This is a genomic window from Flaviramulus multivorans, from assembly GCF_021728415.1.
Classification (GTDB): domain Bacteria; phylum Bacteroidota; class Bacteroidia; order Flavobacteriales; family Flavobacteriaceae; genus Sabulilitoribacter; species Sabulilitoribacter multivorans.
Window position 1 is genome coordinate 584,955 of sequence record NZ_JAKKDV010000001.1, and the last position, 21,007, is coordinate 605,961.

Below are 21,007 nucleotides of genomic sequence, written 5' to 3' on the forward strand. Positions count from 1 at the left end.
GCGAGAATGACAAGTTCAAGGGAATCCTCGATATAACCGAGGAAACCTTTCTCAATTAAACTTTGCTTCTATAATTTCTAGAAAACGCTCTTCAAACTCTTCTTTTCCAATCCAATTATTATAATCTGGTTTTACAATATTTTCAATAAATCGTTCTGCGTCTTGGTAAGATTCCAAGGTATTCAGCTGAGAAATAACTCTATTATAGTCATCATTATTCCCATTAAACAGATGCTTTATAAAAGCGATTTTGTCATTCAATCCTATATTAAGACCACTTGCTTTTATTTTGTCGTTTAACGAGGTTGGCTTATTTGAAACTCCGTTTTTAGCTTTAGAAACTGGTTCAAAAATAGGGGTTTCAGCAAACCCTGCGGTAATATCGTCAAAATCATTTTTATGGTATTTTTTTTGAGGAATAGCTTCTTCAAAAACAGTATCGATTTCTTCCGTTTTTTCCGGCATATACGATACCATATCTTTAATTTTGTTCATTACAGGCTCCATAATATCATCTTCTTCAACGTCGTCTAGGTTGATATAAATTTTATCTTCAACTTCAATGGAATCACTTATTTTATTATTAAAAGCTTCGTCTAACATCCCAAAAAATGACGAATCGTTGCCAATAGTGGGCAGGTCTTCTCCAAAATTTTCATGAGCAAATTTTAAAACAGATAGTTTTTCATACAATGCAGATACTTCCGCATGCATTTTAAGTACGTCTTCTTTTCCCTTGAGTTTAAGAATTCTATGGGCTATACTGATGAGTTCAGATTCTATCTTCTTCTTCATTACTTAATTTTTTTAATTATTACTATTTAGGCTTTTGATTTTTAGTAAATTTACGCCACCTTTATAGAAACGAAAATTTCCTTCGTTTTAGTGTTAAATTTACGAAATGTTTCTTGAAAATACAGTAAATCATAAAGAACAATTTGGATGGATTGAAGTTATCTGTGGCTCCATGTTTTCTGGAAAAACCGAAGAATTAATTCGCAGATTAAAACGTGCTCAATTTGCAAGGCAAAAAGTTGAGATTTTTAAACCTGCTATTGATGTTCGTTATAACGAAGATATGGTCGTATCTCATGATGCTAATGAAATTCGCTCTACACCTGTTCCTGCAGCTGCCAACATTCCTATTCTAGCCGATGGCTGCGACGTTGTAGGTATAGATGAGGCTCAGTTTTTTGATGATGAAATTGTAAGAGTTTGCAATGATTTGGCAAATAAAGGAGTTCGAGTTATAGTTGCTGGGTTGGATATGGATTTTAAAGGAAATCCTTTTGGACCCATGCCAAATCTTATGGCAACGGCAGAATATGTTACGAAAGTACATGCTGTTTGTACCAGAACAGGAAATTTAGCACAATACAGTTACCGAAAAGCGAAAAGTGATAATTTGGTACTCTTAGGTGAGGTTGACGAGTACGAGCCTTTAAGTAGGGCAGCTTATTACAAAGCTATGATGCGTGATAAAGTAAGAAATATGAGGGTTACCGACCCTCAAGAAGTGCCTTCAACAAAACCCAAAGATGCCAATGCCTAAAGCACAAGAGACTACGCTGGAAATTGATTTAAAAGCACTTAAACATAATTTCACATATTTAAAATCAAAATTACAAAGCAACTCTAAATTCTTAGCTGTTGTAAAAGCTTTTGGTTATGGTAGTGACGCCTGTAAAATTGCACAGTATCTTCAAGATTTTAATGTTGATTATTTCGCAGTTGCCTATGTAAATGAAGGCGTTGAGCTAAGAAATGCTGGTATTTCTAAGCCCATCTTAGTTTTACATCCGCAAGCGGCAAACTTTAAAAAGTTGATTGAGCATTGTTTAGAACCAAGTTTATATAATGCAAAAGTTTTAAATGAGTTTATTAAAATAGCTGTTGAAGAAAAACAAACAGATTACCCAATACATATCAAATTCAATACCGGTTTAAACCGACTTGGTTTTTGGGAAAATGATGTTGAATATGTGGTTTCAAAACTAAAATTAACCCAATCTGTAAAAGTAAAATCTATATTTTCTCATTTAGCTGCTAGTGAAGATTTAAATGAAAAAGAATTTACCGAAAATCAGATTGAAAATTTTAAATCGATATCTAGTAAGTTTATTGATGCTATTGGTTACAAACCCATGACTCATATTTGCAATACTTCAGGTATCTTAAATTACCCCGGTGCACATTTTGATATGGTAAGAAGTGGTATTGGGTTGTATGGTTTTGGAAATTCTGAGAAAGAAAATGAAAACTTTAAGCCTATAGCTACTTTAAAAACTATTATTTCTCAAATTCATCTCATTGAAAAAGGCGAGTCGGTAGGTTACAATCGTGCTTTTAAGAGTGATGATTTTTTAAAAACCGCCACCTTACCTATTGGTCATGCAGATGGTATAGGTAGACAATATGGAAACGGCAAAGGCTTTGTAACTATTAATGGGCAAAAAGCACCAATAGTTGGCAATGTTTGTATGGATATGATTATGGTAAACATTACAAACATTGATTGTAAGGAAGGAGATGAAGTTATTGTTTTCGACCAAAATAATACGGCCGAAACCCTAGCAGAGGCTACAAAAACTATTTCCTACGAACTTATTACCTCAATTTCTCAACGTGTTAAGCGTGTTTTTATTAAATAAATGCTAGAAGAAATGTTAAACTTTTAACATTTTTAGTATTTTAGTGCATCACTAACTAAAATTTTTAAAATTATGCTTAAAGAGTTTAAAGAATTTGCAATGAAAGGCAATCTTGTCGACATTGCTGTTGCTTTTGTAATGGGTGCTGCTTTTAATAAGGTGGTAAGTTCGTTTACTGGTGGAATTGTTTCTCCATTAATTGGATTAATATTCAAATCAGACTTTAAAGACCAAAAATTGATTTTAACAGAAGGTACATTAAACGATGCTGGTGAAACCGTAGGTGAAGTAGCTTTAATGTGGGGTGACTTTTTAACGAATGTTATCGACTTTATTATTGTTGCTTTTGTAATGTTTATGGTTATAAAAGGTGTTAACAGTATGAAAAAGAAAGAAGAGCCAGCTCCTGAAGCTCCAAAAGGACCATCGCAAGAGGATTTACTAGCCGAAATTCGAGATTTGTTGAAAAAATAACTTTGTGTTAAATAAATAACTTTGTGTTATTTGTTGTTAAAAAGCCTTTGTTTCAAAAAAATGAAGGCTTTTTTTAGTTTTAAAATAGAATTAATAAGTAGTTTTGTCCCATCAAATTTTTATAAATAATATACTATGAAAGTAGCTGTAGTTGGTGCCACTGGGATGGTTGGCGAAGTGATGCTAAAAGTGTTGGAAGAACGAAATTTTCCGGTTACAGAATTAATTCCCGTCGCTTCAGAAAGATCTATAGGGAAAACCATTACATATAAAGGACAAGATTTTAAGGTAGTTGGATTAGAAACTGCGGTTTCAATGCGTCCAGATATTGCCTTATTTTCTGCAGGAGGTGGAACTTCGCTAGAGTGGGCTCCAAAATTTGCTGAAGCTGGTACTACTGTGGTTGATAATTCTTCGGCTTGGAGAATGGATCCAACCAAAAAGTTAGTGGTTCCTGAAATAAATGCATCCGAACTAACTAAAGAAGATAAAATTATAGCGAACCCTAATTGCTCTACCATTCAATTGGTAATGGCTTTAAATCCGCTTCATAAAAAATATAAAATGAAACGGGTTGTAGTTTCAACTTATCAATCGGTTTCCGGTACAGGTGTAAAAGCTGTTCGCCAATTAGAAAATGAAATTGCAGGTGTACAAGGTGAAATGGCTTACCCTTATCCTATAGGCCGAAATGCATTACCTCATTGTGATGTTTTTGAAGAAAACGGATACACCAAGGAAGAAATGAAACTGGCAAGAGAGCCACAAAAAATAATGAACGACCGTACGTTTTCGGTATCTGCAACAGCCGTTAGAATTCCTACTTCAGGGGGTCATTCTGAATCTGTAAATGTGGAGTTTGAAAATGATTTTGATTTAGCAGACGTTCGAAAACTATTGAGTCAAACTCCAGGTGTAGTGGTTCAAGATAATACAGACACAAACACCTACCCTATGCCAATTTATGCGCATGATAAAGACGAGGTTTTTGTTGGAAGAATTAGAAGAGATGAATCGCAACCAAACACATTAAATATGTGGATTGTTGCTGATAATTTACGTAAAGGCGCTGCCACCAATACTATCCAAATTGCTGAATACTTGATTGAAAATAAGTTAGTGTAATTTAATCTGTAGTTCATAATAAAACTCCTGTGTGCAAATACAGGAGTTTTTTGTTTATTTTTGATGAAAACTTGAAATTCATCATTCATGAAAAAATTAATAATCAGTTTATCGAGCCTAATTATACTAACGGCCTGCAAAGAAGAGCCAAAAAAATCAAATAGAATTGCTGTGAGTTATCCTCAAACTAAAATTGTAGATAGTGTAGACACTTATTTTGACGTTGAAGTAAAAGACCCTTTTCGTTGGTTAGAAGACGATCGTAGTAAAGAAACCGAAGCATGGGTTAAATCTCAAAACAAAGCAACATTTGGCTATTTAGATAAAATCCCTTTTCGAGAGGAGTTAAAAGAACGTTTATCTAGTTTATGGAATTACGAAAAAGTAGGTGCTCCTTTTGTTGAAGGCGATTACACCTATTTTTCTAAAAATGACGGATTACAAAATCAAAACGTTTATTACCGTAAAAAAGGTAATGAAGAGGCTGAAGTGTTTTTAGACCCTAATACCTTTTCTGATGATGGTACTATTTCATTAGGTGGTATGAATTTTTCTAAAGACGGTAAAACTTTGGCATATTCAATTTCTGAAGGCGGAAGCGACTGGAGAAAAGTGTTAGTTATGAATGCTGAAACCAAAGAAATTATTGAGGATACACTCGTAGATATTAAGTTTTCTCAAATATCATGGTATAAAAACGAAGGGTTTTATTACTCAAGCTACGATAAACCAAAAGGTAGTGAGCTTTCAGCCAAAACAGACCAACATAAAGTTTACTATCATAAACTTGGAACCTCTCAGAAAGAAGATAAATTAATTTTTGGAGGAACGCCGAAAGAAAAACACCGGTACATTTATGGTTCGGTTACCGAAGATGATAATTATTTAATCATTACTCCACGTGTTTCCACTTCGGGAAACAAACTTTATATAAAAGATCTTTCTCTTCCTAACAGTCCATTAGTTACCATTTTAGATCATACCGACAGTGACACCTATATCCTTGAAAACGATGGAAGCAAGCTGTTTCTAGTAACCAATTTAAACGCGCCTAACAAAAAGGTGGTTTCGGTTGATGCCTCTACCCCAACACCAGAACATTGGGTAGATGTTATTCCTGAAACCAATCAGGTTTTAACACCTTCTACAGGTGGCGGTTATTTCTTTGCACATTATATGGTGGATGCTATTTCAAAAGTTAAGCAATATAATTACGATGGTTCTTTTGTAAGAGATATAGAGCTTCCTGGTTTAGGAACAGCCAGTGGTTTTGGATGTAAAAAAGAAGAGAAAACAGATTATTTCTATTTTACAAACTACAATACACCTTCTAGCATTTATAAACTTGATGTAGACTCTGGAAAATCTGAAATATACTGGAAACCATCGATTGAATTTAATAGCGATGATTATGAAAGCAATCAAGTGTTCTATACATCGAAGGACGGAACAAAAGTTCCTATGATGATTACACATAAAAAGGGGCTTGAATTAAATGGTAAAAACCCAACTATTCTATATGGTTACGGCGGTTTCAATATAAGTTTAACTCCTTCCTTTAGCATTACAAACGCTGTATGGATGGAGCAAGGAGGTATTTTAGCGGTGCCAAACCTTCGTGGTGGTGGAGAATATGGTAAGGCATGGCATAAAGCAGGGACAAAAATGCAAAAGCAAAATGTGTTTGATGATTTTATTGCTGCTGGCGAATACCTGATTGAAAACAACTATACCTCATCAGATTATTTAGCCATTAGAGGAGGCTCTAACGGAGGCTTGTTAGTTGGCGCTGTTATGACTCAACGCCCAGATTTAGCTAAAGTAGCTTTACCTGCTGTAGGCGTTTTAGATATGCTACGTTATCACACATTTACAGCTGGTGCTGGTTGGGCTTATGATTATGGAACCGCTGAAGACAACAAAGAAATGTTCGAATATTTAAAAGGTTATTCCCCTGTACACAATGTGAAATCTGGAGTTGAATATCCAGCAACTTTAGTAACCACAGGAGACCATGATGACCGAGTAGTTCCAGCGCATAGCTTTAAGTTTGCTGCGGAATTGCAAAGTAAACAAAGTGGAGACAACCCCACTTTAATTAGGATTGAAACTGATGCCGGCCATGGGGCAGGAACGCCTGTAAGTAAAACTATTGAACAATATGCGGATATTTTTGGTTTTACTTTGTATAATATGGGATTTGAAGTGTTACCGAGTAAAACAAATGAAAAAATCAAAGGATAAATAGCTTATACAAGCTGTAAAAAATCTGCTTAAAATTAGCAGATTTTTTTATGTTATTATAGTTGCGATGCTTAAAGTAGAAAACTTAACTTTTTCTTATATTAAAACAGATGTCTTAAAAGACGTTTCTTTTAAAGCTGATATAGGTGAAAATCTTGCTATTATTGGAGAAAGCGGGTCTGGAAAAAGTACGCTATTAAAACTCTTGTATGGTGAGTTTGATTTGAATGCAGGAAGTATTTTTTGGAAAGAAACGGAAGTTCAAGGACCTAAATTCAATTTAGTTGTTGGCTACGATTTTATAAAATACGTTGCGCAAGAATTTGATTTAATGCCATTTATTACGGTTGAGGAAAACATAGGAAAGTTTCTCTCTCGGTTCTATCCTGAAGAAAAGCACCGACGTACTCAAGAATTATTGGAAGTTGTAGAGCTAACAGATTTTGCAAAAACTAAGGTTAAAACACTAAGTGGTGGACAAAAGCAACGCGTAGCTTTAGCTCGTGCTTTGGCTAAACAGCCTGAAATTATTTTATTGGACGAGCCCTTTAGTCATATTGATAATTTTAAAAAACAGAGTTTGAGACGGAGTGTTTTTAAATATTTAAAAAACAAAAAAATAACGTGTATAGTCGCCACTCATGATAAAGAAGACGTTCTAGGGTTTGCTGATAACATGATTGTTTTAAACAATCATAAAATTTTAGTTAACGATTCTCCTGAAAACCTGTTTAAAAACCCTAAAACTCCTTTAATCGCTTCGTTCTTTGGCGAGTTTAATGAGATTGAAGGCAGCATCATTTACGCTCATCAATTGAAAGTTGTCGAAAAATCAAAACTGAAAGTAAAAGTAATTCAAAGCTACTTTAGAGGAAATTATTATTTAATAGAAGCTGATTTGAGTGGTAATAAAGTATTTTTTGAGCATCATTTAAAAGTTGAAAACGGCGCTAGTGTCTTTCTTTCTGTAGAAACCAATAAATTATAGAAGTTGTTCTATTCTAAAAGACTCTCCTCTAAAATTCACCTCATCGTTCACCTTTTTTCCTATTAATAATAACCCAATAGGAGTGTTTGGAGAAATTGCATAAAATTTTTGATTTTCAACTTCTAATTCTCCAGCGCTAATCGCTATATAATAATTAGATTTTGATGTATAAACCACACTTCCCAAGCGTACGATTTTTGACTCTTTAATGGTATCTATTTTAGATAGTAGCTCCTTTGTTTTTTTAATTTCCGCGAGCTGATTCCCAGCCTTTTCGCGTTCCAATTGTAACATGGCTCTGCCTGTTTCGTGCTTATCACCAGCACTACTTTTAGTTTCTGAAAGTAATGATTCGTGAATTTCATTGATGGTGTTTTGAACTGTTTGCAACCTGCCATCAATAAAAGCCATACACGCATTATAAAGCCATTGCTTAATTTTTACGTTTTTTTCCATCCGCTAACATTTCTTTTTTATCATAGTTTAATGGCCCGAAAAAATACATTTGACTGACTATCCAACTTTTTCTACTTTGGATATAAGCTGATGCAGGATTTGCACGATATTTTAATGGATTTGGAAGTATTGCGGCTATAGAAGAGGCTTCCTCTTTTGATAATTTTGAAGCTGCTTTTTTAAACCAGTGTTTTGATGCGGCTTCAGCACCATAAATGCCGTTGCCCATTTCGATGCTATTAAGGTATACTTCCATAATGCGCTCTTTGCTCCAAATTAATTCTATTAAAAACGTAAAATACGATTCTAAGCCTTTTCTAAACCAACTGCGCTGTGGCCATAAAAAAACATTTTTTGCTGTTTGTTGGCTTATGGTACTTGCACCTCTTATTCGTTTTCCCCTTTTGTTATCTGCATATGCTTTTTCAATAGCTTTATAATCAAATCCGTTATGTTTTAAAAAATTTTGATCTTCACTACAAATAACCGCTAGCTGTAAGTTTTTGGAAATTTCATCTAAAGAAACCCAATCATGTTTTAAAGTTTTAGAACTTCCTTCCTCAAAATATCTTATAATCATTAATGGGGTTACAGGTACCGGAATCCATTTAAACAAAACAACGAGAGCTATTGAAATTGCAAAAAACCAAATAACACTTTTAAATAAAAACCTTAATATTCTTTTCATTAAATTATTCTATTAATTCAGCAAGTTCTTTACCTACTAAACTGCCAATTGCAATCCCCATTCCTCCCAAACGAACACCACAAAACACGTGGTTTGAAAGTTGTTTTACAATGGCTTTTTTCTGATTTCCTATACCCATTATACCACTCCAACGATGCTCAATTTCGAAGTCATTGTTAGGTAAAATAGTTGTTTTTAATAGGTTTTCTAAGTGGGTTTGAATGATTTTGGTTTGAGATAACTCTGTTGTTTCTTCACCTTCAAAATCTAAATTTCTTCCACCGCCAAGTAAAATTCGATCATCAATATTTCTAAAATAGTTATAGCCTCTATCCAAATGAAACGTGCCTTTTATATGCAAGTTTTTAATAGGTTTTGTAATTAAAACCTGCGCTCTTGCTGGTTTTACTGGTTCGTTTAATAATGATGACGCAAAACCATTAGTAGCAACAAATAATTTTGAGGTAGAGAATTCTAAATGGTTAGTCTTAATTTTTACCGAGTCAACACCCTCTAAAAAGCTTTCAACACTTATATTATTTAAAATTTTTATCCCACTTAATTGCACCTTTTGTAGTAATGCTTCCATCATTTTACCAGTATCTATCTGACCTTCGAACTGATTGAAAATATAGCTTTCTTGAATATTATTAAATTTAAATAAATTCTTTTTAAGGGAAAATGTATGGTCTTTAAATATGGGTTTAAGCATTTTATTTATATGCTCCTGTTGCTCTATACAACTTTCAAAAAGTGATTTGTCCTTTATTGAAAATAACTCAAAACCTCCATTTTGTTGATATCTTATGTTCTTGTCTCCGAGGTTTTTTCTTAACAATTTTAACCCATCAAAACGCTTTTTCACAAGTTGAATAACGTCATTTTCTGAATGTGTTTTTAGGTCATCTAAAATTTCGCTGAGGCTTCCAAAACAAGCAAAACCGGCATTTTTGGTACTTGCTCCCTGCGGTAACATACCTTTTTCCAAGACTAAAACATTGGCTTTTGGAAAAGCTTTTTTTAACTGTAAAGCACAATTTAACCCAACTATACCGCTGCCTACTATGGTAAAATCGATGTTAGTTAGCCATGATTTTATTTCCCAATATGAAAGGTTCATTTATGTTTAGTTGTTGGTTAGGTGCTTGTAAAAATAAGGAAATTGTGGCTTGGTTGCCGTGTTAAGGATAGAAGCGACATCCTTTTTTATTCTGAATAAAAAAGATATAACGGATAGCCTGATTTTAGTTTTTTTAACTAAGAAAAACAAAAGGAACACCATAAAAAAACTCCGAAAATATCTTTCGGAGCTTTTATTTTAATCTTCTCTTTGCTTTTCAATTACAAAGTCTTCCATAAACTTGGTGGTATAATTACCTGCTATATAATCTGGATGATCCATAAGCTGCCTATGAAAAGGAATTGTTGTTTTTATACCTTCGATAACAAACTCGTCTAACGCACGCTTCATTTTATTAATGGCCTCTTCTCTTGTTTGAGCTGTTGTAATCAACTTGGCAATCATAGAGTCGTAGTTAGGCGGAATTGCGTAACCAGCATATACATGGGTATCTAAACGCACACCATGACCTCCTGGTGCGTGTAACGTAGTTATAACACCTGGTGATGGACGAAAACCATTATATGGGTCTTCGGCATTGATACGACACTCTATCGAATGTAGTTTTGGCGTGTAATTTTTTCCGGAAATTGGCACACCTGCTGCTACTAAGATTTGCTCACGAATTAAATCAAAATCGATTACCTGTTCGGTTATTGGGTGTTCTACTTGTATACGGGTATTCATTTCCATAAAGTAGAAATTACGATGCTTATCTACTAAAAACTCAATGGTTCCTGCGCCTTCATACTTTATATATTCTGCAGCCTTTACAGCCGCTTTCCCCATGTTCTCGCGAAGTTTATCGGTCATAAATGGAGAAGGTGTTTCTTCCGTTAATTTTTGATGGCGACGTTGAATAGAGCAATCTCTTTCACTTAAATGACAGGCTTTACCGCGAGAATCACCAACCACTTGAATTTCAATATGTCTTGGTTCTTCAATAAGTTTTTCCATATACATATCGTCGTTCCCAAAAGCCGCTTTACTTTCTTGTCTTGCAGAATCCCAAGCATCTTTTAATTTTTCAGGTTTCCAAACGGCACGCATTCCTTTTCCACCACCGCCAGCAGATGCTTTAAGCATTACTGGATAACCCGTGGTTTTAGCTATTTTTTCGCATTCTTCAAAAGATGTGATAACGCCATCACTTCCAGGTACACAAGGTACGCCTGCAGCCTTCATAGTTGCTTTTGCGTTGGCTTTGTCGCCCATTCTATCAATCATTTCTGGAGAAGCCCCGATAAATTTTATCCCGTGTTCCTCACAAATTTTTGAAAATTTAGCATTTTCGGATAAGAATCCATATCCAGGATGAATAGCATCTGCATTAGTAATTTCAGCAGCTGCTATAATATTTGACATTTTTAAATACGAATCTTTACTTGGTGGAGGCCCAATACAAACGGCTTCGTCAGCAAACTTCACATGTAAACTTTCGGCATCAACGGTTGAATAAACTGCAACTGTTTTAATACCCATTTCTTTACAGGTTCTAATAACACGAAGTGCTATTTCTCCTCTATTGGCTATCAATATTTTTTTAAACATAACTTTAAAATATTTAAAATCTCAAATTCCAAATTCCAACAAATTGGGATTTGTTTTTTGGAATTTTAAAATTGGTTATGACGGGTCTACTAAAAATAATGGTTGATCAAATTCTACAGGAGAAGAGTCATCAACTAATATCTTCACAATTTTCCCAGAAACTTCAGATTCTATTTCATTGAATAGTTTCATGGCTTCAATAATACAAAGCACATCACCTTCAGATATCGTTTGACCTACCTCAACAAATAAAGGCTTATCTGGAGATGGTTTTCTATAAAAGGTACCTATAATTGGTGATTTTATTGTAATATACTTCGAATTATCTGTAGCAGAAGAAGAAGCTGGTGCGGGTGTCTCTGTAGCTGCTGGTTTTGCCTCTACAGGAGGAGCTACTGCTTGTGGTATTTGAGCCGGAATAGGTGCGTATTGAACCGCCGTATTTTCGGGATCTGAGCCTGTTTTAATAGTGATTTTAATATCATCCATTTCTAATTTAACCTCGCTTGCCCCTGATTTGGCTACAAATTTGATTAAGTTTTGAATTTCTTTTATGTCCATAATTTTGCTAATTAGTTAGTGGTTAGTTTACTGAATTATATGCCCATTTTAAATAAATGGCTCCCCAATTAAATCCGCCTCCAAAAGCAGCGAATATTAAATTATCTCCTTTTTTAAGTTGTGATTCGTAATCATTTAAAAGTAGTGGTAAGGTTGCCGAAGTTGTATTTCCATATTTATGAATATTCATCATTACCTTATCTTCCTCTAAGTTTATACGTTGTGCAGTAGCATCAATAATACGTTTGTTTGCTTGATGTGCAACCAACCAATTCACGTCTTTATTTGTAAGATTATTGCGCTCTAATATTTTAACCGTGGCATCTGCCATATTAAATACCGCATTTTTAAAAACTGTTTTTCCTTCTTGAAATGCATAGTGGCCACCTTCATCCAATACTTCATGGGTTAATGGGAATGAAGAACCGCCATATGTGGCTTGCAAAAACTCTCTACCTGTTCCGTCGCTTCTCAGGTATTCATTTTGATAACCTAGATTTTCTTCATTTGGTTCAAATAAAACAGCTCCTGCTCCATCTCCGAAAATTATACAAGTAGCTCTATCTTTATAATTGATAAGCGAAGACATTTTATCAGCTCCAATAAGTAAAACTTTTTTATATCTGCCTGTTTCAATATAACTTGAGGCAACAGACATTCCATATAAAAAACTTGAACAAGCAGCATCTAAATCAAACGAGAAAGCATTGGTCGCTCCTATTCCAGAAGCAGTAAAAGATGCTGTTGAAGCGGCTTTCATGTCTGGTGTTGCAGTTGCAACAATTACAAGTTCTATTTCTTTGGGATCTAAACCTTTCTTATTTATAAGGTCTTGTGCGGCTTTAATTGCTAAATATGAAGTGCCTTTCCCTTCATCTTTCAGAATTCGGCGCTCTTTAATTCCTGTCCTAGTAGTAATCCATTCGTCATTAGTATCAACCATCGTTTCAAGAATCTGATTAGTTAATACATATTCTGGCACATATGCGCCTACAGCTGTAATCGCCGCTGAGATTTTACTCATACCTTTATAGTTAATTCGACCAAAAAATCATTAAAATTGGGCAAAAACAATCAAAATTTCATGAAAATTAATGAATTTTGACTTAATATCATGCAAATTACGTGTTTTTGTTTTTTAGAAAAAACATTTCATAAAAAAAACGCCCATAATAGAGCGTTTTAACAGTGCATGCATAATTGTTTATGCAACATTTTCTATTTCTTCAGAATTGTCAATTAATACTTGACCTCTATAATATAGTTTTCCTTCATGCCAGTGAGCTCTGTGATATAAATGAGCTTCACCTGTTGTTGGACATGTAGCAATCTGTGGCGCAGTTGCTTTGTAGTGAGTTCTTCTTTTATCTCTTCTAGTTTTAGAGATTTTTCTTTTAGGATGTGCCATTTTATATGTTTATTTATCCGTTAATAATTTCTTTAATGTATTCCAACGAGGATCAATTTCCTCTTCTTGTTCTTTATTTTCTTTAAGCTTTGGGCTTAATTCTTCTAGCTTTTTAAGTATGTCTGAATCTAAGGTGCCATCTTCAACACCTGGATGAACCCTCTTAATTGGAACTCCCAGTATTGTTAACTCATATATATACTGCTGTATATTTATTTCGTAGGTACCGTGAGGAATAATAAGAATATCTTCGTATTCATCATTAAACTCGTCTCCAAATTTCACTACTAAATCAAACTCGTTTTCTACAGTTTGATTATAGGGCTCATTTGTTAAATCGCAATTCACATTCACCCATCCAAAAATTTTAAAGTGTAACTCTAATAATGTTGTCTTTTTTTCAAATGCAACATCTATATTTATGTCAACATCATTAAAATCTTCATACTCAAAATGTTCAAAGAACGCTTGCTTAATTTTATACTCAAAATGATGCTTCCCTACCTTTAATCCAACGAATGGAATTGTAAATTCTTTCAATGGCTTCATTTTCCGCTTCTATTTTGAGCCTGCAAATATATAAATTTTTATTAACTCCACATTACTTATAAACAATTTTTTGTTTATATCCTGAACAAGGTCTTAGGCTTTATTTTTTTGATGCTTTTTTAAAGGATTTGATGTAAGTTGCTCGTAATCAAATCTGTTTTTAAATATTTGGATAGCGCTAAAAACAGCTTCTTTAAATGAATTTTCATCGGCCACTCCTTTCCCTGCTATTTCATAGGCGGTACCATGATCTGGTGATGTTCGTACTTTATTTAAACCAGCGGTGAAATTAACGCCTTGTCCAAACGACAATGTTTTAAAAGGTATTAATCCTTGATCGTGGTAGGAAGCAATAATGGCATCAAAATTTTTGTAATTATTTGAGCCAAAAAAACTATCAGCAGCATAGGGGCCAAATACTAATTTCCCTTTTTCTTTTATTTTTTGAAGTGTTGGCCTTAATACCTCGTCATCTTCTGTTCCGATAACACCGTTATCGCCCGTATGAGGGTTGATTCCTAGAACTGCAATTTTTGGTTTCTGAATTCTAAAGTCTTTTTTTAACGATTCATAAACCGTATTGATTTTCTTCTCTATTAATTCTGCTGTTATATGATTTGCCACATCTTTAACAGGAACATGGTCGGTTAGTAAACCCACTCTTAAGGTGTCTGTTATCATAAACATGAGGCTTTCACCTTCCAACTCTTGCGCTAAATAATCCGTATGTCCTGGAAAGTTAAAATCTTTAGACTGTATATTATGCTTATTAATGGGCGCTGTTACTAAAACATCTATTTGATTTTGCTTTAAAGTATTGGTTGCCGCTTGCAGCGATTTAATGGCGTAGGCTCCTATTTTTATATCCTCTTTCCCAAAATCAATAATTACTGGTTCGTTCCAACAATTAAGCACATTAACTTTACCCTCGGCTATTTGGTCTGCTTTATTTACAACATGAAAATTGATTTCAGAGTTGAAATGCGTCTTGAAAAAATTCATTGTTTTTGACGAAGCGAAAATTACAGGTGTACAAAACTCTAGCATCCTTGAATCTTCAAATGTCTTCAAAACAATTTCCCCTCCAATACCGTTTAAATCTCCAATTGAAATTCCTACTATTATATTTTCTGTCTGCTTCATTAAATTAACAACTATTGTTTGTAATTTTCTTCTGTAAAAACAGAAATTTTGGCTCAAAAAATGCAAAATTTTGTTTTACTTCAGTAACCTCTTTGTTAGTACAGGATTTTTTTCATTTAGTTTTTACAAATTTTTAAATTAAAAAAATCCTGTACTTTTGATGTTGCAAATTTAACTAAATAAACAGATAATAATATGTTTACTGGAATTATTGAAGATATAGGTACTGTTAGCGATTTAAGAAAAGAGTTTGATAACCTTCATATTTCAATTAAAAGCAACATTTCTTCAGAATTAAAAATCGACCAAAGCGTTGCTCATAACGGCGTTTGCTTAACTGTGGTTGCTATTAATAATGACCAATATACCGTGACTGCCATTAAAGAAACTTTGGAAAAGACGAATATAAATACCCTAAAAGTTAACGACCAAGTAAATCTTGAACGCGCCATGAAGCTTGGAGATAGACTAGATGGTCATATTGTTCAAGGACATGTAGACCAAACAGCAACGTGTACTAATATAGAGGAAGTAAACGGCAGTTGGGTGTTTTCTTTTAGTTATGATGCTTCACTTAATAACATTACAATAGAAAAAGGATCAATTACTGTAAACGGTACTAGCTTAACCGTAGTTAATTCGAAAAAAGACACCTTTAGTGTTGCTATTATACCATACACTTATAAGCATACAAACTTTAACACCTTTAAAATTGGTACTACAGTAAATTTAGAATTTGATGTTTTAGGAAAATATGTGGCTAGACTTCTAGAATTAAAAGAATAGTTTAATTACTTACTACTCTTAACAAAGAAAAGTTTTTTAACCCCGTAGAATAACGCAAAAACAACTCCAAATAAAAGACCGCCGTCAATAGGAAACCCTGGCGGAGGTGGAGGACCCGGAGGCGGTGGCGTTTGACCGACACAAATGTAGCTTATTAATACAAATAAGACTGAGGCAAATATTCTTTTATTTTGTATTGTCATGGGGTCACAAATGTATAAAAAAAAGCGGGTTAACAAAATTTATTAGCTATCAACAACAAAAAAACATCCATAAAGTGTTTAAAATTATCGACGAAATGCTATTTTTGTTAACATTTTAAACTATTTTAATAGATACCTTGTTAACCAACAAAAATATCTACGAATAAAAAAAATCCCCGGTTTTCAATTTACAAAAACAAATATATATATTTTCACTTAAAACAAAAATTAAAATGCGCTTACTTCCTTTAAAATTAAATATTTATGAGGATTTATTGCCTTAAACAAAAAAAGCCTTTCAAAACGAAAGGCTTTACAATTTCTAGAAGTGGTCCCACCTGGGCTCGAACCAGGGACTTTCTGATTATGAGTCAGATACTCTAACCAACTGAGTTATAGGACCGAAATTGGAGTGCAATATTACTACTTATTTTATTTGTTAGCAAGAAAAATTATTTCTTTATATCCTGACACAATTCAATTAAAACCCCGTTTGCAGACTTTGGGTGTATAAAAGCAACCAGCTTATTATCTGCGCCACATTTGGGGGTTTCATTTAGTACTTTAAAGCCTTCTTTTTTTAAGCGCTCAATTTCAGACTCAATATCATCAACATCAAAGGCTATATGATGAATACCCTCACCTTTTTTTTCAATAAATTTTGCAATCGGGCTATCGTTATTCGTTGCTTCCAACAACTCTATTTTGTTTTCACCAACTTTAAAAAAAGAAGTATTGACGCCTTCACTTTTTACTTCTTCCACTTTATAGTGAGGTTTCCCAAATAGTTTTGAAAACAATTCATTCGATTCTCTCAGACTTTTTACGGCAATTCCTATATGTTCAATCTTGTTCATTGATGTGTTTATTTTTATTTCTGATCACTTTGAAAATCTATTAATAGTTTAAGATACAAATTATACAATCCAAAATTAAGATAATCTTTAAATATGCCTTATTTTTGCACTCTAAACTCATTGGAGTTTAAAAAAATTAGGTTTTGGAAGAAAGTCAAAGACAAAAAAAAATAGGATCCGTTTTACAAAATGATTTAGCTGAAGTGCTACAAAGCGCCGCTACTCATGGCGGTATGCGTGGTGTATTAATATCGGTTACTAAGGTAAAAGTTACGGTTGATTTATCTGTGGCAAAGGTTTATGTCAGCATTTTTCCTAACGATAAAGGGAAAGAGCTCATGGAAGGGATAAAATCTAACACCCCATTAATTAGACATGAGTTAGCACAACGCACTAAACACCAATTACGTAGAATGCCCCATTTAGAATTTTTTATTGATGACTCTTTGGAGTACATTGATAAAATAAATAAATCTTTAAAAGGAGAAGAAAACCCTATTAAAGACCCTTCTATTTTGGATAAAAGAAAAAAATCTTAAGCCTTATAATATGGTGCTTTAAGTTTAAAAACTTAGCTTTCTTTTTTATATTTAAAGCATGAATGTTTCCCTTTATATTGCAAAACGTTATTTACGATCGAAAAGTAGTAATAACGCCATTAATATTATAACCTACATTGCACTCGTTGGGGTTATTTTAGGCACTGCTTCTTTGTTTGTCGTACTTTCTGGTTTTGCTGGATTAAAAGACTTTACCCTTCAGTTTTCTAGTATTGTTGACCCAGATTTAAAAGCAGAAGCCTCTACTGGAAAGTCCTTTGATTTATCTGAAACAGAAATTGAAAAGCTTAATAAACTAGAAAACGTTGCCTTTTACTCGAAAATAATTGAAGAACGTGCCATTATAGCCTTTAAGGATAAAAACACGATTGCAACCATAAAGGGTGTTGATAAAAATTACCCTAAAGTTGTAAATGTAGATACTATAATGGAATACGGTAGTTGGTTAGACCAAAAATCAAATCAACTTGTGGTTGGTTGGGGTATTTCTAACACTTTATCGCTAGGAGTACTTGATTTTACAAAGCCTTTAAATCTTTATGTGCCTAAACCAGGAAAAGGCCAAATTACCTCTGCAAAAAACGCCTACAATACTATTAGCGCTATTAATGTTGGCGTGTTTTATATTAACGAAACTATAAATGACACCTACATCTACAGCTCTATAGATTTAACGAAGAACTTGTTGAATTACGACCCTAATCAAATTACATCTATTGAATTTAAGCTCAAAGATGGTGCAGACGAAGATGAGGCAAAGGCTGATATTCAATCTGTGTTAGGCGATAAAGTTCTAATAAAAAATAGAGACCAACTAAACGACGCGCTTTACAAAATGTTAAATACCGAAAATTTGGCAGTGTATTTAATCTTTACGCTAGTTTTAATTATTGCTTTTTTTAATGTGGTAGGCTCTTTGATAATGATGATTTTAGATAAAAAGCGAAGTTTAAATACACTGTTTAATATTGGTGTTACCATTAAAGATATTAGGAAAATTTTCTTTTTACAAGGTAGTTTAATGAGTGTAGTAGGTGGTTTTATTGGCTTAGGTTTAGCACTCATTGTTATCGTGCTACAGAAAGTTTTTAATTTAGTAATGATAACTCCAACCTTGGCTTACCCTGTAACCATAAAGCCTGAAAACTTTCTAATCGCATTTTTTACTATAACCATATTGGGTGTGGTTGCTTCTAAAATAGCTTCGGTGCGCATAACAAAATCACTTGTTAAAACCTTTTAAATCGTTTTTTGAGTTATCAAAAACTTATTCTGCAAATTGGTAATCTGAAAACACTTCTAGCACTTCATCAAAAGCAGCAAACACATCTTCAGGTCTGTCGCTTGTAACCATTTTCGTGCGATATTCTTTAAAATGTGGAATGCCTTTAAAGTAATTGGTATAATGGCGTCGGGTTTCAAAAACACCCAGTGTTTCGCCTTTCCAGTCAATGGCCATTTGTAAGTGAAGACGAGCGGCTTCAACGCGCTCTTCTAAACTAATAGGAGCTAAATACTCACCAGTATTAAAAAAGTGTTTTACTTGTTTAAAAAACCAAGGGTTGCCAATACTTGCTCTACCAATCATGGCGCCATCAAGCCCATAACTGTCTCTCATTTCCATGGCTTTTTCTGGTGAGTCTACATCACCATTTCCAAACACCGGAATATGCATTCTCGGATTGTTTTTTACGGCTGCAATTGGTTTCCAATCGGCACTGCCTTTATACATTTGAGCTCGTGTGCGCCCATGTATGGCAATAGCTTTACAACCTACGTCTTGCAAACGTTCTGCAACCTCAACAATTCTTATAGAATCGTGATCCCAACCCAAACGGGTTTTTACTGTAATTGGAATATTGGTGCGTTTTACCATTTCTGCAGTGAGCTTTTCCATTAAGCACACATCTTTTAAAATACCTGCGCCTGCACCTTTACTCACTACTTTTTTTACTGGGCACCCAAAATTAATATCAATAATATCGGGGTTCGATTTTTCAACAATATCAATGGTTTGAAGCATACTATCCAAATTAGCTCCAAATATTTGAATGCCTACTGGTCGTTCTTTTTCGTAGATATCAAGCTTCATAACGCTTTTTGCGGCGTTACGAATTAACCCTTCGCTCGACACGAACTCGGTATACACAACATCGGCACCTTGTTCTTTACACAAAGCACGAAATGGTGGGTCGCTAACATCTTCCATGGGCGCTAAAAGCAATGGGAAGTCTGGAAGTTCTATGTTGTCTATTTTTACCACTTTGATATTTTTAGGACTGCAAAAGTATTGAAAATGAATTGAATATCTAAAATTCTATGTTGGCTTGTATCATTTTTCCATTTCTATCAACAATTACTGTTGTTGTGTTGCCTTCTTTAAAAGTTGACAAGACTTTCATGTAACTCATCATATCGGTCACGGTACTATCACCTAGTTTTATAACAATATCTCCTTTTTGTAATCCTGCTTTTTGCGCTGGTTTATCCTCGCTTATGCCATCAATACGCATACCTTTTCCGTCAAACATATAATCGGGTATAACACCCAACCCAACCTTGAATCTTGGGGTTTCTTCACTTTCATTCTTAGTTTTTCTAAATGGTAATTTCCCGTTGTTATCTAAATCGGAAATCACTTCAAAAATATAATTCGAAATGGTTGTCATCCCTTCATAATTTAGCTTTTCAAAATCATCAGTTGGTTTATGGTAATCTTCATGCTGACCCGTAAAAAAGTGTAATACTGGAATATCGGCATTGTAAAAAGATGTATGGTCGCTCGGTCCTATACCTGATTCTTTCTGAATCAACTTAAAATTATTATTGTGCGCGTTTAGGGTTTGTTTTAAAATAGGGGAAGTTCCAACACCATAAACCGCAAGTGTGCTATCTGCTTTTAACCGCCCAACCATATCCATATTAATCATATAATTGATTTTTTGTGTGTCAATAGTTGCATTCTTTACAAAATAATTTGATCCTAACAAGCCCATTTCTTCACCTGAAAATGCCATAAATAAGTAGTTATTACTCGTATTTTTATCTTTTAATTTTTCGACTAAATTCAACATAACCGCTATTCCACTCGCATTGTCATCGGCTCCATTATGAATGGCTTTTTCTCCTCTATGCAACGAACCTTCCGCACCATAACCCAAATGATCATAATGTGCGCCAATTACTATTGTATTTTCTGCATTATTATTTAAAAACCCAATTACATTAGTTCCTGTAATTGTGCCATCGCCTTCTTTAACCGTATAATTTACTTTTTGATGTGGATTTGTTTTTGGTTTAAATGAAAATTCTTGAAAATAGCCATTTGTCCCTTTTTCCTCTAAACCTAAGCTTTTAAAGCGTTTTGCAATATATTCTGCTGCAGCTTTTTCACCCTTTGTTCCTGTTTGTCTTCCTTCCAAAGCATCGGCAGATAAAAAAGTAACATCGTCTTCTATCGAAACTAATTTTGAAACTTCTGATTTACAAGCTGCTAAAATCAATAAAAAAAAGACGAGAATGCTGTGTTTCATTTTCATAAATAGTAATTTTGTGCAAATTTAGCCAATTATTGTTATGAAATGAGCCCTAAATAGAAATTGATACAAACCGAAATAATTATCGGCGAATTACATCTGACCGA

The 21,007-nt window shown here is 33.9% G+C and carries 23 protein-coding genes and 1 tRNA gene; 9 read left to right on the top strand and 15 right to left on the bottom strand.

Annotated elements, in window-relative coordinates; genetic code table 11:
- Window positions 1-51: 51 nt before the first annotated feature.
- A complete protein-coding gene (locus tag L3X39_RS02580; protein ID WP_237230010.1) occupies window positions 52-795 on the bottom strand; it encodes a DUF8457 domain-containing protein in 744 nt (247 codons plus the stop codon).
- A 106-nt stretch (window positions 796-901) separates the two neighbouring features.
- Between L3X39_RS02580 and L3X39_RS02585 the strand changes: the two genes are divergently transcribed.
- The 6 genes from L3X39_RS02585 to L3X39_RS02610 all read left to right on the top strand — a co-directional run bounded on the left by L3X39_RS02585 (window position 902) and on the right by L3X39_RS02610 (window position 7,482).
- The gene (locus tag L3X39_RS02585) at window positions 902-1,552 is read left to right on the top strand and encodes a thymidine kinase (protein ID WP_237230012.1); all 651 of its coding nucleotides are present in this window, start codon (window positions 902-904) and stop codon (window positions 1,550-1,552) included.
- Complete coding sequence (gene alr, locus L3X39_RS02590; RefSeq protein ID WP_237230014.1) at window positions 1,545-2,651, top strand: alanine racemase; 1,107 nt, start codon at window positions 1,545-1,547, stop codon at window positions 2,649-2,651. Before L3X39_RS02585 ends, alr begins: the two co-directional genes overlap by 8 nt.
- A 72-nt stretch (window positions 2,652-2,723) precedes the next feature.
- Window positions 2,724-3,125: a large-conductance mechanosensitive channel protein MscL gene (mscL, locus tag L3X39_RS02595; RefSeq protein ID WP_237230016.1), complete on the top strand. Its 402-nt coding sequence runs from the start codon at window positions 2,724-2,726 to the stop codon at window positions 3,123-3,125.
- A 135-nt stretch (window positions 3,126-3,260) separates the two neighbouring features.
- Window positions 3,261-4,250, top strand: coding sequence for an aspartate-semialdehyde dehydrogenase (locus tag L3X39_RS02600; protein ID WP_237230018.1), 990 nt, complete (start codon window positions 3,261-3,263; stop codon window positions 4,248-4,250).
- Between the two features lie 87 nt (window positions 4,251-4,337).
- Window positions 4,338-6,494 (top strand): prolyl oligopeptidase family serine peptidase, encoded by a 2,157-nt coding sequence (locus L3X39_RS02605; RefSeq protein WP_237230028.1) that lies wholly within the window; start codon window positions 4,338-4,340, stop codon window positions 6,492-6,494.
- Window positions 6,495-6,561: 67 nt separating this feature from the next.
- Complete coding sequence (locus L3X39_RS02610; protein WP_237230038.1) at window positions 6,562-7,482, top strand: ABC transporter ATP-binding protein; 921 nt, start codon at window positions 6,562-6,564, stop codon at window positions 7,480-7,482.
- Here L3X39_RS02610 and L3X39_RS02615 read toward each other — a convergent pair.
- The 9 genes from L3X39_RS02615 to pdxA all read right to left on the bottom strand — a co-directional run bounded on the left by L3X39_RS02615 (window position 7,477) and on the right by pdxA (window position 14,958).
- Window positions 7,477-7,938 (bottom strand): GreA/GreB family elongation factor, encoded by a 462-nt coding sequence (locus L3X39_RS02615; RefSeq protein WP_237230048.1) that lies wholly within the window; start codon window positions 7,936-7,938, stop codon window positions 7,477-7,479. The genes L3X39_RS02610 and L3X39_RS02615 overlap by 6 nt on opposite strands.
- Complete coding sequence (gene mtgA, locus L3X39_RS02620) at window positions 7,916-8,626, bottom strand: monofunctional biosynthetic peptidoglycan transglycosylase (RefSeq protein WP_237230050.1); 711 nt, start codon at window positions 8,624-8,626, stop codon at window positions 7,916-7,918. Before mtgA ends, L3X39_RS02615 begins: the two co-directional genes overlap by 23 nt.
- Before the next feature lie 4 nt (window positions 8,627-8,630).
- Window positions 8,631-9,746, bottom strand: a complete 1,116-nt coding sequence (locus L3X39_RS02625) for an NAD(P)/FAD-dependent oxidoreductase (RefSeq protein ID WP_237230053.1) — start codon at window positions 9,744-9,746, stop codon at window positions 8,631-8,633.
- Between the two features lie 198 nt (window positions 9,747-9,944).
- Entirely contained in the window at window positions 9,945-11,297 is a 1,353-nt protein-coding gene (accC, locus tag L3X39_RS02630; RefSeq protein ID WP_237230054.1) for an acetyl-CoA carboxylase biotin carboxylase subunit, read from the bottom strand.
- Between the two features lie 75 nt (window positions 11,298-11,372).
- Window positions 11,373-11,858: an acetyl-CoA carboxylase biotin carboxyl carrier protein gene (gene accB / locus L3X39_RS02635; RefSeq protein WP_237230056.1), complete on the bottom strand. Its 486-nt coding sequence runs from the start codon at window positions 11,856-11,858 to the stop codon at window positions 11,373-11,375.
- A gap of 22 nt (window positions 11,859-11,880) precedes the next feature.
- On the bottom strand, window positions 11,881-12,882 hold the full coding sequence (locus L3X39_RS02640; RefSeq protein WP_237230057.1) for a beta-ketoacyl-ACP synthase III: 1,002 nt from the start codon (window positions 12,880-12,882) through the stop codon (window positions 11,881-11,883).
- A 180-nt stretch (window positions 12,883-13,062) separates the two neighbouring features.
- The gene (rpmF, locus tag L3X39_RS02645) at window positions 13,063-13,266 is read right to left on the bottom strand and encodes a 50S ribosomal protein L32 (protein WP_109352001.1); all 204 of its coding nucleotides are present in this window, start codon (window positions 13,264-13,266) and stop codon (window positions 13,063-13,065) included.
- Window positions 13,267-13,275: 9 nt separating this feature from the next.
- Entirely contained in the window at window positions 13,276-13,815 is a 540-nt protein-coding gene (locus tag L3X39_RS02650; RefSeq protein WP_237230059.1) for a YceD family protein, read from the bottom strand.
- A 93-nt stretch (window positions 13,816-13,908) separates the two neighbouring features.
- The gene (gene pdxA, locus L3X39_RS02655; protein ID WP_237230061.1) at window positions 13,909-14,958 is read right to left on the bottom strand and encodes a 4-hydroxythreonine-4-phosphate dehydrogenase PdxA; all 1,050 of its coding nucleotides are present in this window, start codon (window positions 14,956-14,958) and stop codon (window positions 13,909-13,911) included.
- A gap of 195 nt (window positions 14,959-15,153) precedes the next feature.
- On the opposite strand from pdxA, the gene L3X39_RS02660 reads away from it, so the two are divergent.
- Window positions 15,154-15,744, top strand: a complete 591-nt coding sequence (locus L3X39_RS02660) for a riboflavin synthase (RefSeq protein ID WP_237230063.1) — start codon at window positions 15,154-15,156, stop codon at window positions 15,742-15,744.
- Window positions 15,745-15,749: 5 nt separating this feature from the next.
- Here L3X39_RS02660 and L3X39_RS14775 read toward each other — a convergent pair whose 3' ends face one another.
- From L3X39_RS14775 to mce, 3 genes are all read right to left on the bottom strand, one after another.
- A complete protein-coding gene (locus L3X39_RS14775) occupies window positions 15,750-15,947 on the bottom strand; it encodes a PID-CTERM protein-sorting domain-containing protein (protein WP_369411608.1) in 198 nt (65 codons plus the stop codon).
- 329 nt (window positions 15,948-16,276) lie between these two features.
- Window positions 16,277-16,350, bottom strand: a tRNA-Ile gene (locus L3X39_RS02665).
- 49 nt (window positions 16,351-16,399) lie between these two features.
- Window positions 16,400-16,804, bottom strand: a complete 405-nt coding sequence (gene mce, locus L3X39_RS02670; RefSeq protein ID WP_237230065.1) for a methylmalonyl-CoA epimerase — start codon at window positions 16,802-16,804, stop codon at window positions 16,400-16,402.
- Window positions 16,805-16,947: 143 nt separating this feature from the next.
- Between mce and rbfA the strand changes: the two genes are divergently transcribed.
- Window positions 16,948-17,343, top strand: a complete 396-nt coding sequence (rbfA, locus tag L3X39_RS02675; protein WP_237230076.1) for a 30S ribosome-binding factor RbfA — start codon at window positions 16,948-16,950, stop codon at window positions 17,341-17,343.
- A 58-nt stretch (window positions 17,344-17,401) separates the two neighbouring features.
- Window positions 17,402-18,607 carry an ABC transporter permease gene (locus L3X39_RS02680; protein WP_237230077.1) on the top strand — a complete coding sequence of 402 codons (1,206 nt, stop codon included), beginning with the start codon at window positions 17,402-17,404 and terminating at the stop codon, window positions 18,605-18,607.
- Window positions 18,608-18,631: 24 nt separating this feature from the next.
- On the opposite strand, the gene dusB is transcribed toward L3X39_RS02680, so the two are convergent.
- Together dusB and L3X39_RS02690 are read right to left on the bottom strand one after the other, a co-directional pair.
- Complete coding sequence (dusB, locus tag L3X39_RS02685) at window positions 18,632-19,627, bottom strand: tRNA dihydrouridine synthase DusB (protein WP_237230078.1); 996 nt, start codon at window positions 19,625-19,627, stop codon at window positions 18,632-18,634.
- Between the two features lie 46 nt (window positions 19,628-19,673).
- Window positions 19,674-20,897 (bottom strand): M20/M25/M40 family metallo-hydrolase, encoded by a 1,224-nt coding sequence (locus L3X39_RS02690; protein WP_237230635.1) that lies wholly within the window; start codon window positions 20,895-20,897, stop codon window positions 19,674-19,676.
- Between the last annotated feature and the right edge of the window lie 110 nt (window positions 20,898-21,007).